Annotated in this window: 12 protein-coding genes; 1 reads left to right on the top strand and 11 read right to left on the bottom strand. The window is 63.5% G+C overall.

The genetic code is table 11. The annotated features are described in order from the left end of the window. The first annotated feature begins 79 nt into the window (after window positions 1-79). Window positions 80-1,924 carry an aminopeptidase P family protein gene (locus NKH52_RS22660; protein ID WP_352733721.1) on the top strand — a complete coding sequence of 615 codons (1,845 nt, stop codon included), beginning with the start codon at window positions 80-82 and terminating at the stop codon, window positions 1,922-1,924. A gap of 327 nt (window positions 1,925-2,251) precedes the next feature. Here the strand turns inward: NKH52_RS22660 and NKH52_RS22655 are convergent, their stop codons facing one another. From NKH52_RS22655 to NKH52_RS22605, 11 genes are all read right to left on the bottom strand, one after another. Further along, window positions 2,252-2,548: an AzlD family protein gene (locus NKH52_RS22655; RefSeq protein WP_057142891.1), complete on the bottom strand. Its 297-nt coding sequence runs from the start codon at window positions 2,546-2,548 to the stop codon at window positions 2,252-2,254. Next, window positions 2,545-3,273, bottom strand: a complete 729-nt coding sequence (locus tag NKH52_RS22650) for an AzlC family ABC transporter permease (protein ID WP_352733723.1) — start codon at window positions 3,271-3,273, stop codon at window positions 2,545-2,547. Before NKH52_RS22650 ends, NKH52_RS22655 begins: the two co-directional genes overlap by 4 nt. 165 nt (window positions 3,274-3,438) lie before the next feature. Beyond that, window positions 3,439-4,131, bottom strand: a complete 693-nt coding sequence (locus NKH52_RS22645) for a DUF2461 domain-containing protein (RefSeq protein WP_352733725.1) — start codon at window positions 4,129-4,131, stop codon at window positions 3,439-3,441. Next, a complete protein-coding gene (gene ligA, locus NKH52_RS22640; RefSeq protein ID WP_352733727.1) occupies window positions 4,128-6,332 on the bottom strand; it encodes an NAD-dependent DNA ligase LigA in 2,205 nt (734 codons plus the stop codon). The genes NKH52_RS22645 and ligA overlap by 4 nt, the downstream gene beginning before the upstream one ends. 170 nt (window positions 6,333-6,502) lie before the next feature. Further along, the gene (gene recN, locus NKH52_RS22635; protein ID WP_352442242.1) at window positions 6,503-8,176 is read right to left on the bottom strand and encodes a DNA repair protein RecN; all 1,674 of its coding nucleotides are present in this window, start codon (window positions 8,174-8,176) and stop codon (window positions 6,503-6,505) included. Between the two features lie 218 nt (window positions 8,177-8,394). Next, window positions 8,395-9,264 carry an outer membrane protein assembly factor BamD gene (locus NKH52_RS22630; RefSeq protein ID WP_023813133.1) on the bottom strand — a complete coding sequence of 290 codons (870 nt, stop codon included), beginning with the start codon at window positions 9,262-9,264 and terminating at the stop codon, window positions 8,395-8,397. 262 nt (window positions 9,265-9,526) lie between these two features. Further along, window positions 9,527-10,477: a UDP-3-O-acyl-N-acetylglucosamine deacetylase gene (gene lpxC / locus NKH52_RS22625; RefSeq protein ID WP_023813134.1), complete on the bottom strand. Its 951-nt coding sequence runs from the start codon at window positions 10,475-10,477 to the stop codon at window positions 9,527-9,529. Between the two features lie 281 nt (window positions 10,478-10,758). Beyond that, a complete protein-coding gene (gene ftsZ / locus NKH52_RS22620; protein WP_352611270.1) occupies window positions 10,759-12,441 on the bottom strand; it encodes a cell division protein FtsZ in 1,683 nt (560 codons plus the stop codon). Window positions 12,442-12,509: 68 nt separating this feature from the next. After that, window positions 12,510-13,817, bottom strand: coding sequence for a cell division protein FtsA (gene ftsA, locus NKH52_RS22615; protein WP_023813136.1), 1,308 nt, complete (start codon window positions 13,815-13,817; stop codon window positions 12,510-12,512). Next, entirely contained in the window at window positions 13,814-14,755 is a 942-nt protein-coding gene (locus tag NKH52_RS22610) for a cell division protein FtsQ/DivIB (protein ID WP_352733729.1), read from the bottom strand. Before NKH52_RS22610 ends, ftsA begins: the two co-directional genes overlap by 4 nt. After that, window positions 14,743-15,669 (bottom strand): D-alanine--D-alanine ligase, encoded by a 927-nt coding sequence (locus NKH52_RS22605; protein ID WP_352733731.1) that lies wholly within the window; start codon window positions 15,667-15,669, stop codon window positions 14,743-14,745. The genes NKH52_RS22610 and NKH52_RS22605 overlap by 13 nt, the downstream gene beginning before the upstream one ends. Window positions 15,670-15,838 lie beyond the last annotated feature (169 nt).

The raw sequence follows: 15,838 nt of genomic DNA, 5'->3' as shown, positions 1-15,838 counted from the left end.
GCAGGTTGCGCGCAGCCGGAAATCGATTCCGATTTCCGCGACCGTACGCTACGGTTGCGCTGACCGCAGGAGGCCCACAATGTTCCAGACCTTCGATTCCGCCGGCGACCCGACCGTCGGTAAACCGCGTGTGGCGTTGCTGCGCCAATGGCTTGAAGCCAACGGGCTGGACGGCTTCATCGTGCCGCGTGCCGACGAGCATCAGGGCGAATATGTCGCCGACCGTTCGGCGCGGCTGAAATGGCTGACCGGATTCAGCGGCTCGGCCGGTGTCGCCATCGTCCTGCGCGACCGCGCCTTCGTCTTTGTCGACGGACGCTACACGCTGCAAGTGCGCAGCGAGGTCGATCTCGACGTCTTTTCGATCGAAAGCCTGGTCGACAATCCGCCGGCTGTCTGGCTGAAAGACAATCTCGGCAAGGGCGCACGGCTCGGCTTCGATCCGTGGCTGCACACGATCAGCGAGATCAAGGCGCTGCAGGCCTCGGCCGACAAGTCGGGCGCCGTGTTGGTGCCGCTCGACGAGAACCCGATCGACATCATCTGGAAGGATCAGCCCGACGCGCCGGTGGCCCCCGTCGAACTCCACCCGATCGGTTTTGCCGGCGAACTCGCCAAGGACAAGCTGGCGCGGCTGGCGACGGCGATCGGCAAGGACGGCGCCACCCATGCCGTGCTGACCGACCCCTCCTCCATCGCCTGGGCCTTCAACATCCGCGGCGGCGACGTGCCGCACACGCCGCTGGCGCTCGGCTTCGCCATTCTTGCCGCCGATGGGTCGCACCAGCTTTTCATGGACCAGCGCAAATTCTCGCGCCAGGTCGCCGCCTACCTCACGCAGCTCGCCGAGCCGCATGAGCCCGGCGAATTCGAAGCGGCGATCGCAGCACTTGCCAAGAGTGGTGCGAAAATCGCGCTCGACCCGGTGCTGGCGGCCGACAGGCTGCGCATGCTGGTCGAGGAGAATGGCGGCACCGTGATCGCCGCAGCCGACCCTGCCCGCATCCCGCGCGCCACCAAGAACCAGGCCGAGATCAATGGCTCGCGCGCCGCGCATCGCCGTGATGGCGCGGCTGTGGCGAAGCTTTTGTGCTGGCTGGAGCGGCAAGAACCCGGCTCGCTCGACGAGATATCGGTCGTCACCCGGCTGGAGGAGTCGCGCCGGCGGATCGGCGAGGAAACGCAGATGCCGCTGCGCGACGTCTCCTTCGACACCATCTCCGGCGCCGGCCCGAACGGCGCCATCATGCATTATCGCGTGTCGCGCGCCACCAGCCGCAAGCTGCAGGCCGGCGAGCTGTTCCTGCTCGATTCCGGCGCGCAGTATCAGGACGGCACCACCGACATCACCCGCACCGTGCCTATCGGCGAGCCGACGCAGGAGATGCGCGAACGCTTCACGCTGGTGCTGAAAGGCATGATCGGTATTTCCACCTTGCGCTTCCCCGCCGGCACGCGCGGCTCGGAAATCGATGCCGTCGCGCGCATGGCGCTGTGGCAGCACGGCTGCGACTTCGCCCACGGCACCGGCCATGGCGTCGGCTCGTATCTGGCCGTTCATGAAGGGCCGCAGCGTATCGCCCGCACCGGCACCGAAAAGCTGCTCGAAGGCATGATGCTGTCCAACGAGCCGGGCTACTACAAGGAAGGCGCCTACGGCATCCGCATCGAGAACCTGATCCTGGTGACGCCGGCGCAAGAGATCGAGGGCGGCGACATCGCCATGCACGGCTTCGAGACGCTGACGCTGGCGCCGGTCGACACAAGACTGGTGCAGTCGGACCTCCTGACGCGCGACGAGCTGCACTGGCTGGACACGTACCATGCGCGCGTGCTGGCCGAGATCGGCCCGATGCTCGACGGCGAAACGCTGACATGGCTGGAAAAAGCCACCGCGCCGCTGCCGCACGACGCGAAGATTTGAGGTGAGCTTCTTTCTCCCGTTTACGGCAGGACTATCGCGTATGGAATTCTTGAGATGGCTGCCCGGCACGGACCCCCACCCCTAACCCCTCCCCACAAGGGGGAGGGAGACTTCCGTTGGCGCTGACCCAGGAGAATCGCCTGTCTTTTCGGCGCCAAGAAGAATTAAAGGCACGCGGCAGCGTTCCCTCCCCCTTGTGGGGAGGGTTAGGGTGGGGGTTCTTCTTCGCAAGAATCCATACGTGACAGCCCGGCCGTTTACGGGGAGAAGTGCCCGGCAGGGCAATAAAGGCGGCGCTAACGTCCAAACCGATTCGCTCTTAGAATTTTACCCCACGAACTGCCGCGCCAAAATCAGAACGGCCGCGCCCGCCAGAAACATCGCCATCAGCCCACCGCGCAGCGAAACCACGGCGGTGACCACCAGTGCGGCCCATTCCGCCGGCCCGGCATTCAACAGTTCCGGCGCCACCAGCGTCGTCAGCACCGCGGCCGGCACGGCATTGAGGCCGGCCTCGACGCGCGGGTGGATGGTGTCGAAGCGGGAGATGACCAGATGCCCGCCGATGCGCGTCAGATAGGTCGCGATTGCGCCGGCGATGATGATCCAGAAGGTCGTGCTCATGGCCGTGCCTTTACGCCGCTGTGATGGGGAGGCAGGATGACCGCCAGCAGCACGCCGGCAACAGCGCCGATCGAGACATGCCAGGGCGACCCCACGGTCTTATAGGCGATGATCGAGGCGGCGGCGCTGGCGACGACCACCGGCAGCCACAGCGGCCGCTTGCGGAAGCCCAGCACGAGACCGAGGAAATAGATCGGCAGCAGGAAATCGATGCCCAGCGCATGCGTGTCGGGGATCAGCTTGCCGAACAGTGCGCCAAGCGCGCTTTCGACGATCCAGAACAGATAGACCGGCAAGCCAAGTCCCAGATACCAGGCAAAGCCGACCGTCTGGCCCGATTGCGCCCGCGCTTCGGCTACCGCGAATTGCGGATCGGTGAGGATGAAATAACCGAGTGCTTGGCTGATGACAGGCCAGTGCGCAATGCGCCGGCCGATGCCGGCGGAATAGAGCACGTGGCGGAAATTGACGGCGAAGATCGACAGCACGATCAGCCACGGCGCCACATGCTGGCCGAACAGTTGGATGCCGACCATCTGGCTGGCGCCGCCATAGACCAGCGCGCTCATCAGGAAGGCTTCCAGGACGGAGAAACCGTTGTCGACGGCGAGCGCGCCGAACAGCACCGCAAACGGCGCCGACGCCACCACGACAGGCATCGACAGCCGCACGCCCTGCCAGAAATCGCTTCTTTCGCTGCTCTCTGAAATTGCGTCCGTCGCCATCAACCACTCCTGATGCATGTCGCCCAAAAATGCGTAGCAGGGATAACGACATGCACAACAACAAGGGAAGCGCGGTATGTAGGTGGCGCGGCTTGCCGTGTCACACGAATTCGCTTGAGCCAAACGATCAGCGGAAATGATCGCTGGATCGGCTGAGTTAGACGCTTATTCCTTCGGGATCTTGCCCTCGATCGCCCTGCCCCAGTCGAGCAGCGGCTTGGCGCGCAAGGTGAAATCGACGAGTTCTTCGACCAGATCAGCCGTATGGATTCCGGCCGGATCGATGACATGCTGGACATAGAAATGCCGGTGGCGGATGGCGGCGACCAGATCGGGATCGCTGATTTCCTCGAAGCCGCGTGGCGTACGCTTCATGCGGCCTTCGGTCTCGAGTTCAAGCCGGTTCTTCTTCAACGCCGCCACCAGGGCGCGAAACCTGTCCGGCTTCGTCGCGACGGCTTTGCGCATCGCCAGCAGCAGCGCAGGCTCCGGCTGCCACCAGGCGATGTCGGCAAAGCAGCGCTCAAGCCCGATATGAACGTAGAACACACCCTGCTCCATCTTGGTGCCGTCGGGCGACAGGATGGCCGACAAATGCCTGTTGTAGGGCCGCTTATCCCTGGCGAAACGCACGTCGCGATTGATCCGGAACAGCGACTTCTTGCGATCACCGCGCAGGCCGAGCCCGGCCTCCGCGAAACGCTCGGTCAGCGTGTCGACCAGATCACCGAATGGATCGCGCAACTCCTGTTCGAAGAGGTCGCGATTCTCCAGGAACCACTCGCGGCTCTGGTGGAAATCCAGCGCCTTGAGGAACGGAATGGCTTTGGGGCCGAAGCCGCTGAACGGTCGGGTCATGCCTTGCCGATCCGCACCAGCCAGGCATCCTCGTCGATCACCTCGATGCCGAGTTCGCTGGCGAGCTTCAGCTTGGAGCCGGCACCTGGCCCGGCCACGACAAGATCGGTCTTCGCCGAAACCGAGCCCGCGACCTTGGCGCCGAGGCGCTCCGCCATCGCCTTGGCTTCGGAGCGTGTCATCTTCTCCAGCGAGCCCGTGAACACGACCGTCTTGCCGGCGACCTCGCTGTCGGCCGAGAGGTTGACGATATACGGCTTCGGCTTGACTTGGCGGAGCAACGCGTCAAGCACGTCGTCATTGCGCTCATTGCCGAAGAAGTCGCGCAAAGCATCGATCACGGTATCGCCGATGCCGTTGACCGAGGGGAAAACCGTATGTGGATTCTCCGCTGCCGCTGTCTCCTTGCCGACGCGGATCAGCTCCTCGATGGTCGAGAAGGTGCGGGCAAGCACGGCGGCCGTCGTTTCACCGATATGGCGGATGCCGAGCGCGAAGATGAAGCGGTCCAGCTCCGGCTCGCGGCGCGAATCGATGGCGGCGAACAGCTTGTCGAGGCCCTCATAGTTGCGATCCTCGACGCTGCGCACATTCTTGCGTGTCTTGCCCGATGCGGCCTCGCGCTGCCTTGCCTGCTCCTCACGGCGCTCGGCCAGCGCCCTGGTGACAGCCGGACGGCGGTCCCTGAGCGTGAAGATATCGGCGGCGGTCTTGATCAATCCCGCATTGAAGAACGTGTCTATGTTTTCCGCGCCGAGCCCTTCGATGTCCAGGGCGCCGCGTGACACGAAGTGGCGCAATCCCTCCACCGCCTGCGCCGGGCAGCTCAGTTCCCCGGTGCAGCGGCGGCGCGAATCTTCCTTGCCGGTCTTTTCGTTGATCTCGCGCGTCGCCGGCGAGCCGCAGATCGGGCAAGTGTGAGGGAACTCGTAAGGCACCGCATCAGCAGGCCGCTTGTCGATGACGACGCTGACGATCTGCGGAATGACATCGCCTGCCCGCTGGATCACGACCGTATCGCCGATGCGCACATCGATGCCATCTCGGATCGGCTCGCCGGTACTGTCCAGGCCCTTGATGTAGTCCTCATTGTGCAGCGTGACGTTCTCGACCACGACGCCGCCGACAGTGACCGGCGCCAGCCGCGCAACCGGCGCCAGCGTACCGGTACGACCGACCTGGATGTCGATCTTCTGCACGGTCGTCATCGCCTGTTCGGCCGGGAATTTGTGCGCGACCGCCCAGCGCGGTTCGCCGGTGACGAAGCCCCATCGGCGTTGCAATTCCAGCTGGTCGACCTTGTAGACGACACCGTCGATATCGTAGCCGAGCGCCGAGCGCTGCTCCTCGATCCGATGATAATGCGCGATCAACTCCTCGGCCGATTTCGCCCGCACCATCAGCGGACTGATCTTGAACCCCCACTCGGCGAATTTCTGTACCGAATCATATTGGGTCGGAGCGGGATCCGCCGAGGTGTAGCCCCAGGCATAGGCGAAGAATTTGAGGTTGCGGCTGGCGGTGACGGACGGATCCTTCTGGCGCAGCGACCCGGCCGCCGTATTGCGCGGATTGACATAGTCCTGGCCGCCGGCCGCTGCCGAGCGTTGCTTCAGCGCCTCGAATTCCGCATAGCTCATATAAACCTCGCCGCGGATCTCGATGGTTTCGGGCCAGCCCGAGCCTTTCAACTTCGCAGGGATGTCGGCGATAGTCTTCAAATTGGCGGTGATGTCTTCGCCGACGGCGCCGTTGCCACGCGTCGCGCCCTGCACGAACACACCGTTCTCGTAGCGCAGCGAAGCCGACAGCCCGTCGATCTTCGGTTCGGCGGTGAAGGCGATGTCGAGCTCCTTGTCGCGATCGAAGAACCGCCGCCCGCGTTCGATGAAATCCGTGACGTCATCGTCGGTATAGGCCTTGGCAAGGCTGAGCATCGGCACGGCGTGGCGCACCTTGGTAAAGCCTTCCGCGGGTGCTGCACCAACCCTCAGCGATGGCGAGTCCTCGCGAACCAGCGCTGGAAAGCGCTCCTCGATGGCAAGGTTGCGCCGTGCCAGCGCATCATATTCTGCATCGGTGATAACTGGCGCGTCTTCGGTATGGTAGCGCCGATCGTGCTCGGCGATCTCTTCCGCGAGGCGCTTCAGCTCAGCTTCGGCCTCGCTTTCGGTCAGGGCATCGACTGGTTTTTCGGACATGGTTTTGCACCTGGCTGCTGTTGGCCCGGGACAATAGATCAGGATTCGGATGGAAGGGAGCTGAATTCTGACAAAACCACGCCGAAACAGCAGGATGGAGCCATATGCTGACTCTGTTCGTGTGTCGAATTTCACCAGTTAGAGGCACCCCCGATCGGGAAGCCGCGCCATCAGGAAACGGCGGTATTCTCACGCAGCAGCCGCTCCGCGGCGGCGCGCGCCTCGTCGGTGATGGTGGCGCCGGCCAGCATGCGTGCGATCTCTTCCTGCCGCGCCGGCCGATCCATTTCGGCAATGCCTGTGGCGACACGGTCGGTGGTGCCGGATTTGGAGATCAGGAAATGCGTCGCCGCGCGCGCCGCCACCTGTGGTGCGTGCGTCACCGACAGCACCTGGACCCGCTTCGACAGCCGCGCCAGCCGCTGGCCGATAGCGTCGGCGACAGCGCCGCCCACACCGGTGTCGATTTCGTCGAACACCAGCGTCGGCGCCGAGCCGCGATCAGCCAGCGCCACCTTCAGCGCCAGAAGGAAGCGCGAAAGCTCCCCGCCGGAGGCCACTTTCATCATCGGCCCGGGCCGCGTGCCTGGATTGGTCCGCACCCAGAATTCGATCTGATCGATCCCCTCTTCCATGCGGCTTTCGACCTCGCTCTTCATTTCCACGATAAAGGCGGCGCGTTCGAGCTTCAGAGCCGGCAATTCCGCCATCACCGCCTTGGTCAGGCCGACCGCCGCCGCATGGCGAAGCGAGGACAGCTGCGCGGCGGCAATGTCATAGGTCTCGCGCGCGGCGGTGGCCTGCTTTTCCAACCCGTGCAGGCGCTCCTCGCCGGCATCGAGATCGGCGAGATCGGCCGACATCGTGTCGCGCAGCTGCGCCAAATCGTCGACGGCGACGCTGTGCTTGCGCGAGGCCGCGCGCAGCGAAAACAGCCGCTCCTCCGCTTTCTCCAGCCGCTGCGGATCATATTCGGTGGCGCGCAATGCTGCCTCGACGCCCGATTGCGCTGCGTCGAGCGACAGCATCGCCTCATCGAGCGATTTGACGACATCGTCGAGCAGGCCGGGCGCCTCCGTCACTTTGCGCTGCAGCCGCCGCAGCAGGCTGGCCAGTTGCGGCAAGGGCGAGGACGGGCCGGATAGCACATCCTGCGCATCATGGATTTCGGAAGCGATCTTCTCCGCTCGCATCATCGACGCCCGCAGTTCGGCGAGATCGGTCTCCTCGCCCGGCTGCGGATCGAGCTTGGTCAGTTCCGCCACCGCAGCGCGCAAATAATCAGCCTCGCGCGCCGCCGCCGCCACCTTGGCGCGGTGTCGCGACAGCTCCTGCTCGCAGGCGCGCCAGTGCCGCCATGCCTCGCCGGTCGAGCGGACGGCGCCGAGATGGCCACCGAAAGCGTCGAGCACCTCGCGGTGCGCTCCGGGGTCGACCAGCGCGCGCTCGTCATGCTGGCCGTGGATCTCGACCAGCGCGCGCCCGACATCGCGCATCAGGGTGACGCTTGAAGGCTGATCGTTGACGAAGACGCGGGTGCGGCCGTCCGCCGTCTGCAGGCGGCGCAGGATGATGTCGCCGTCATCCTCGATCGCATTGTCGGCAAGCAGCGTACGCGCCGGATGGTTACGCGGCACGTCGAAGACGGCGATGACCTGCCCCTGCGCCGCGCCATGGCGCACCAGCGAAGCATCGCCGCGCGCTCCGAGCGCCAGCGACAAGGCATCGAGCAGGATGGATTTTCCGGCACCGGTTTCGCCGGTCAGCACCGAAAGACCCGGCTGGAAGTCGATATCCAGCTTCTCGATCAGGACGATATCGCGGATCGACAGTCTGGAAAGCATCAGAACCCAAATCTAGAACGGCACGCGACGGTTTGGAGTCGCAGCGCCGCACTATCTTTTTGTTTGAGCACCGGATCAATCCGAAAAAGCGCACGCTTCGATCCGAGTGCTCCAGGCAGGTTCCGCAAAAGTGTCGTGCGGTTTTGCGGCTAGAACCCGCGACAAGCAACAAACCAGGCAGACGGCGCGTTGGTGAAGCCTGCAACGTCTGCTTGGGATCAGGCGCCGGTGATCATCTTTCCGGCCTTGGATATCCACGACCCGGCATTTTCGCGCGGTGCAAGCCCATTGCTCTGCAAGAGCTTGTAGGAATCCTTGTACCATGAACTGTCAGGGTAATTGGTGCCGAGCACGGCGGCGGCGGTTTGTGCCTCCGAGGTCAGACCCATCGCGTAATAGCTTTCGGTCAGGCGGGCGAGCGCCTCCTCGACATGGCGGGTGTTGGAATAGTTCTCGACCACGGTGCGGAAGCGCTTCACGGCAGCGATGTATTCACGCCGCTCGAGATAGTAGCGGCCGATCTGCATTTCCTTGCCGGCCAACTGGTCGTTGGCGAAGCGGATCTTTTCCTTGGCGTCGTCGACATATTCCGATGTCGGCCAGCGCGTGACCAGATCCTGCATCGTCTGGACGGTCTGACGCGCTTCCTTCTGGTCCTGCGTCACGTCCTTGATCTGACGGTAGTAGCTCAAGCCGATGATGTACTGCGCATAGGCGGCGTCATCGGTCGACGGGTAAAGCGTGAGATAGCGCTTGGCCGAGCCGATCGCCTCATCGTAATTGCCCTGGCGATAGTCGGCGAAAGCGCCCATCACCATCGATTTGCGGGCCCATTCTGAATAAGGATGCTGGCGGTCGACGGCGTCGAACTTCTTGCTCGCCTCCTGCAGGCGCCCGGCATTGAGATTGGCAAGGCCCTGATTGTAGAGAACATCGGCCGGCTCGGTCTGGTCGACATAGGTCGACAGGTCGATATCTTTCTCCGACGACATGCAGGCCGACAGAAAGAGCGATGGAACAACTACTGAAAGCGCCAGGAAAACAGCCCTCTGCGGTGCTTTCAATTGGCCAACTCGCTTGAAGAACATGATTGGATCTCGCCCTTTCGGCGCCATTTCAATGCCAGTTGCATGCCATTGTTTCAAAACTGGTCCCCACTTTTGAACGACATGCATTAATCGACGGCAGCAGCCATAAACCATAACCGCCTTGCCCGACAACGCTATCTCCGGCCAATCGCACATTTTTGTGGCGGCCGGACGCAGCTTGGACGTCAATGCAATTTCACTGGCGAGTGGTGCATTCCTGCCACATGCGCTATCGCCCATGGAACCCGAAAAACCCGGGAAATCAGATCATCCAGGGCGCGTAGAGTGGCGCATTGACGGCGTTCATCTCGGCGCTGCGGCCACGCTCGCGGCGTGTCGTCTCGACGATTTCGAATGCCGTGCGGTCCGAGAGCAGACGGCGCAGGGCCGCGGCATTCATCCTGTGGCCGCCGCGATAGGAGCGGAAGCAGCCGATGAAGCGGGCGCCGGCCAGCGCCAGGTCGCCCATGGCGTCCAGCGTTTTATGGCGCACGAATTCGTTGGGATAGCGCAGGCCGCCCATATTGATGACGCGGTTGTCATCGCCGATGACCAGCGAGTTCTCCAGCGAGGAGCCGAGCGCATAGCCTGCAGCCCACAGCCGCTCGACATCCTTCATGAAGCCGAAGGTGCGGGCGCGCGCGATGTCGCGACGGAAAATATCGGCATTGAGGTCGGAGGCAAACAGCTGACGGCCGATCGCCGGACTTTCGAAGTCGATCTCGATCTCGAAACGGGTCCCGTCATAGGGGCGAAACTCCGCCCACGAGGCGCCGTTCTCGATACGGACCGGCTTGATGACCCTGATATAGCGCCGCTTGACCGAGAGCGTCTCGATACCCGCCTGGTCGATGGCTTCGACGAACGCCATGGCGCTGCCATCGAAGATAGGAACCTCGGAACCATCGATCTCGACAGCGACATTATCGATGCCGAGCCCAAACAGCGCCGCCATGATGTGCTCGACCGTGGCGATATGCTCGCCGGCGGGATCACCAAGCATGGTGCACAGGTCGGTAGCGCCGACTTCCGAAACCAGGGCACGAAACTCGCGGCCCTGCTCCGCACCGTTGAAAAGCTGGAAAACGATGCCGGTGTCGGCATCCGCGGGCACGAAGCTGATGGACACTTCCTTGCCGCTGTGGACGCCGGTGCCGGTAAGCGACGCGCGCGTCTTCAATGTCGTCTGATAGTCGTGCAAGACAATCCCCATAAGCCCGTAATGCCTAGGTCCGCTTCTCCAGCCCGAGGGCGCGGCTCTTGTGTGAATCGGCTGGCAGGGTGACTTCCCCCGAAATCCCGGCAAACCGATGATGGTAGGCAGCGAAGATAATGTCCCGTCAGGGAGACTCCAAATCACGGTTTCTTACTCTGTGTAACCGCGAAATGGAATGAGTACGAATTGGTAAGTCGTTGAAATCCCACCATTTAAAACGTTAACAGGCAAGCGATTCCTCGCTTGCCTGTTAACAAATGTTACAGTCCGTTTACCAATCAGTTGGCCTGGCGGCGCAGGAACGCCGGAATCTCCAGCTGATCGTCTTCCTGAGTCGTCCTCACCTGCGGCGTCAGGCGGCCCTGATCATCGAGCTGGCCACGGCGCGGCGCATACAGCTGCGCATCCTGACTGGCGAGACGGCGTACTTCGGGCGCTGCCTGGCGCAGCTTGGGCTCGCGCGGCTGCGCCGGCTGCAGCCTTGCGGGTTCCTCCTCGCGGCGGGTCAGGCCATTGGTCAGGCGCTTCAGCAGGCCCATCGGTCCGCTGTTGTTCTCGTGGTCGACCGGGCGGCTCTTGGCGTCCACCTCGGCCTTGACGACCGGCGGAAAGTCCTCGACGCGCGGCATACGCTGCGGCGCCATGGCAACCGGCTGCGGCGCTTCGCGCTGCAGCATCTCGCGCGGCTGCGGGGCCGGCTGCATCTGCTGGACCACCGGCTGCGGCATCGGCTGGGCGGGCGGTGCCTGGAAGATCTTGCTCTGCGGGCGGAAATCTTCAGCGTGGGCGACCGGGGCCGGGCGCGCCTGCGCCATAGCCGCGGCATTAGCTTCGGCCAGATGGATGGCTTCCGCGACCGGGTCGACAGCGCGTGGCTCGTATGCCGCCTGCTGGACAGGCGCCGGACGAACCTCCGCGATCTGAGCCGCCGGGCGGCTGGCCGGCTTCGGAGGCGCCGTGCGGATCGAGATCGGCGCGGCGGCGATTTCAGCCGCCGACTTGTCGATGCCGGTGGCAACCACCGAGACGCGAATGACGCCTTCGAGTTCCTCGTCGAAAGTGGCGCCCAGGATGATGTTGGCGTCCTGGTCGACTTCCTCGCGGATACGGGTCGCGGCTTCGTCGACTTCGAACAGCGTCAGGTCGCGGCCGCCGGTGATCGAGATCAGCAGGCCCTTGGCGCCCTTCATCGAGGTCTCGTCGAGCAGCGGGTTGGCGATCGCCGCTTCGGCGGCGGCCATCGCACGGCCCTCTCCGGAAGCCTCGCCGGTGCCCATCATCGCCTTGCCCATCTCGCGCATGACGGAACGGACGTCGGCGAAGTCGAGATTGATCAGGCCTTCCTTGACCATCAGGTCGGTGATGCAGGCGACACCGGAATAGAGCACCTGGTCGGCCATGGCGAAGGCATCGGCGAAGGTGGTCTTGTCATTGGCCAGCCGGAACAGGTTCTGGTTGGGGATGACGATCAGCGTATCGACGCATTTCTGCAATTCCTCGATGCCGAAATCCGCGGTCTTCATGCGGCGCTGGCCTTCGAAGTGGAACGGCTTGGTGACGACGCCGACGGTGAGGATGCCCTTTTCGCGCGCCGCGCGGGCAACGACGGGAGCAGCACCGGTGCCGGTGCCGCCGCCCATGCCGGCGGTGACGAAGCACATATGGGTGTTGGTCAGGTGATCGAGGATTTCATCGATGCACTCTTCCGCCGCCGCACGGCCGACTTCCGGCTGCGAGCCGGCGCCAAGGCCTTCGGTGACATGCGCGCCGAGCTGGATCAGGCGGCCCGCCTTCGACATGGTCAGCGCCTGCGCGTCGGTGTTGGCCACCACGAACTCGACACCGCGCAAACCGGCGGTGATCATGTTGTTGACGGCATTGCCGCCGCCGCCGCCGACACCGAACACGGTGATGCGCGGCTTAAGCTCGGTGATGTCCGGCTTCTGCAGATTGATGGTCATTGTCTCCGTCCTTTGCCTTTCACGCCGCTTCGCCGCCGCGGCCGCCTATGGGGCTGTCCCCGTCAATTTTAGAAACTGTCTCTCAACCACTGACTCATGCGATGCAGTTTTCCGCCCGTTCCGGTCATTTTGAGACCGGAAATTCCTTTCGCAGGATGGCTCTCGAAGCTCGCCATCTGCGGATAGATCAGAAGCCCCACCGCGGCCGAGAAGGCCGGCCCCTTCGCCGCTTCCGGCAGGCCGGCCACGCCGAGCGGGCGGCCGATGCGCACATTGCGTCCCAGGATGCGGCGCGCCGCCTCCGGCAGGCCGGCAAGCTGGCTGGCACCGCCGGTAAGAACCACACGCTTGCCCACTGCATTGCCATAGCCGGACCTGTTCAGCCGGTCGCGCAGCAGTTCGAGCGTCTCGTCGATACGGGCACGCACGATGCGCGTCATCACCGAGCGCGGGATCTGCAAGGGCACGTCGCCATCGTCGCCGATCGGCTGGATCGAGACCAGGTCGCGGTCGTCTGCGCTGCCCGGCAGCGCCGAGCCATGCATCACCTTCAGCCGTTCCGCGGCATCGAGCGAGGTCGACAGCCCCTTGGCCATGTCCAGCGTGACGTGGTTGCCGCCGATAGCGATGGCGTCGCCATGGACGAACTTGCCTTCCGAAAACACCGAGATCGTCGTCGTGCCGCCGCCCATGTCGATGCAGGCCGCACCCATTTCCAGCTCGTCGTCAACCAGGGCCGCCAAACCGCTGGCATAGGGCGTCGCCACCATGCGCTCGACCGACAGATGCGAACGGTTGATGGAAAGCTCCAGATTGCGCATCGGCGCGGCGTCGCCGGTCAGCACATGCATGTCGACGCCGAGTGCGTCGCCGACCATGCCGCGCGGATCGCGCACGCCGCGTTCGGCATCCAGCGAGAAGCCGACCGGAAGCGAATGGATCACCTCGCGCTCGGCCTTCAGCGCCTGTTTGGCGCCGGCACCGAGAACGCGCTTGATGTCGGCCTCGTCGGCCTCATGGCCGCCAAGATTGATGGTGGCGGAGAAGGCTTCGCTCTTGAGCCGGCCGGCCGTCATGTTGACGATCAGCGAATCGACCGTCAGCCCGGCCATGCGCTCGGCCGCGTCGACGGAAAGGCGGATGGCGTGCTCGGCGCGGTCGAGATCGACGATGACACCAGACTTCACGCCTTGCGATTTCTGATGGCCGATGCCGATCACCTGGATCCGGTGCGAGCGGCCGCGCAGCAGCTTGCCGTCATCGCACGGCTTCAGCTTGGCCACCATGCAGCAGACCTTGCTCGAACCGACATCCAGCACCGTCAGGGTGCCGGACCGGCGCGACGCGGCATCGCCAGGACCGCCAAGCCAGTTCATATCTTCGTCTCCGGCTTGCGCTTCAGGCTCTTGGGTTTCTCGTTGAGGGCGGCTTCGCGCTGCGTCGCCGCTTCCGCCGTCAACTGCACGACCAGCCGGTCCGTCAGGCGCATGTCGACGGCGGCGATGTCACGCGACAGCAAGCCGCTGTCATGATCCATCTTCACGAGTTCGGCGAGCGCCTGACCCTCGTCGTCCTCGGGAAGCTTGACGGTGATGCCATTGTCCAGCTTCAGGTCCCAGCGCCGCTCGCCGACGCGGATATACCCTTTGATCCGGCTCGCGAGCTCGGGATATTTTTCGACCTTGGCCAGGAAATCGGGCGCGCTCGCCGGCGCGCCGGTGCCGATCAGCAGCGGCAGAAGCACCTGCTTGCCGCCCGAGAACGGCGCGATCATGGCACCATTCCTCTCGATGACCGAAAGCTCGTCGCCCTGCTGCCAGAGCGCGAAAGCCTCGCGCTCCTCGACACGTACTTCCAGCGTGTGCGGGTAGACCTTGCGCACCGCCGCAACCTCGATCCACGGCAGGCCGGAGATCCGCTCGCGCGCCGCCTCGGCATTAAAGCCGATCAGCGACGTCCAGCCATCAAGTTCAAGCCTGTCGAGTATATCGATTTCCGAGGTCTGGCGATTGCCGACCACCTTAACCTGATCGACGGCAAAGCCGGTACGGGCGGTGATGCTCTGCACGATACCGTCGACATGACCGCCAAGGTAGGCACCATAGGCACTGCTCGAGAAAATCAGCACGGCCGACATCATGGCCGCGGAAAAGCGCGGCGCCTGGAATTCCCCAACGCCCAGGCGCGCCAGAATGCGCACCGGGCGGCGAAGCATGCGCGGCAGTACGAAATGGTCCAACGACAACGACAGGCCGAACAGCGCCGGCCCGGCCGCGCCCCTCTCCCTACCTTGTCCCCATTTCAACGCAGACACGAAGCGTCCTCCACCATCCAACTCAACAAATCGCCAAACGAGTGCCCGGCATGGGCGGCGATTTCAGGCACCAAAGACGTCGGCGTCATACCCGGCTGGGTGTTGACCTCGAGCCAGACAATCTCGCCGTTTTCGGAATGACGATCGTCATAACGGAAGTCCGAACGGGAAACGCCCCGACAGCCGATCGCTTGGTGAGCCTTGAGCGCCAGTGTTTGTATTTTTTGGTAAATATTCGGTGAAACTTTTGCGGGGCATTCGTGCTTTGATCCCCCGGCGACATATTTTGAATCATAGTCGTAGAAGGAATGGCCGGTCGGGATGATCTCGCAGACCCCCAGCGCCACATCGCCCATCACCGCGCAGGTCAGCTCCCTGCCGTGGATGTAGCGCTCGACCATGACGGCATCGCCATATTTCCACTCCGACGAGCCAAGAACCTGCGGCGGATGCGACTGGCCCTCATGCACGATGACGACACCGAAGCTCGAACCCTCATTGACCGGCTTGACCACATAGGGCGGCTTCATCGGATGTTTGTTCTGGATGGCAAAGCGGCTGGCGACCTTCGATTCGGCGACCACGATGCCGACCGACTTGGCAACCCGCTTGGCCTGCTCCTTGTTCATGGCCAGAGCCGAGGCGAGCACGCCGGAATGGGTGTAGGGAATGCCGAGATATTCAAGGATGCCCTGAATGGTGCCGTCCTCGCCAAAAGGGCCGTGCAGCGCATTGAACGCGACATCAGGCTTGAGCTCGGCAAGCACGGAGCCGACATCGCGCCCGACATCGACACGGGTGACCTGGTAGCCTTCCTTCTCGAGCTCATCGGCGCAAGCCTTCCCCGACGAAAGAGACACGGGCCGCTCGGACGAAAAACCACCCAGCAGGACGGCCACATGCTTGTTTTTCATTCCCCGGCATCCCCTCTCTCACGGCGGACCAAAATCAGATTTTCCGCAACATTGAGTCAGAGTCTCCCGGCAGGTTGCCCCCCCAGACGGAAAACGCTGAAAACGCGTCGAACGACTCAAATCAGGAAACGCTTTCGAGCAGAGAATCAGAGAGTTGATTCACTGGCAA

This window comes from Mesorhizobium sp. M1066 (genome assembly GCF_040318635.1).
Lineage (GTDB): Bacteria > Pseudomonadota > Alphaproteobacteria > Rhizobiales > Rhizobiaceae > Mesorhizobium.
This window is presented reverse-complemented; position numbering and strand designations above follow the sequence as displayed.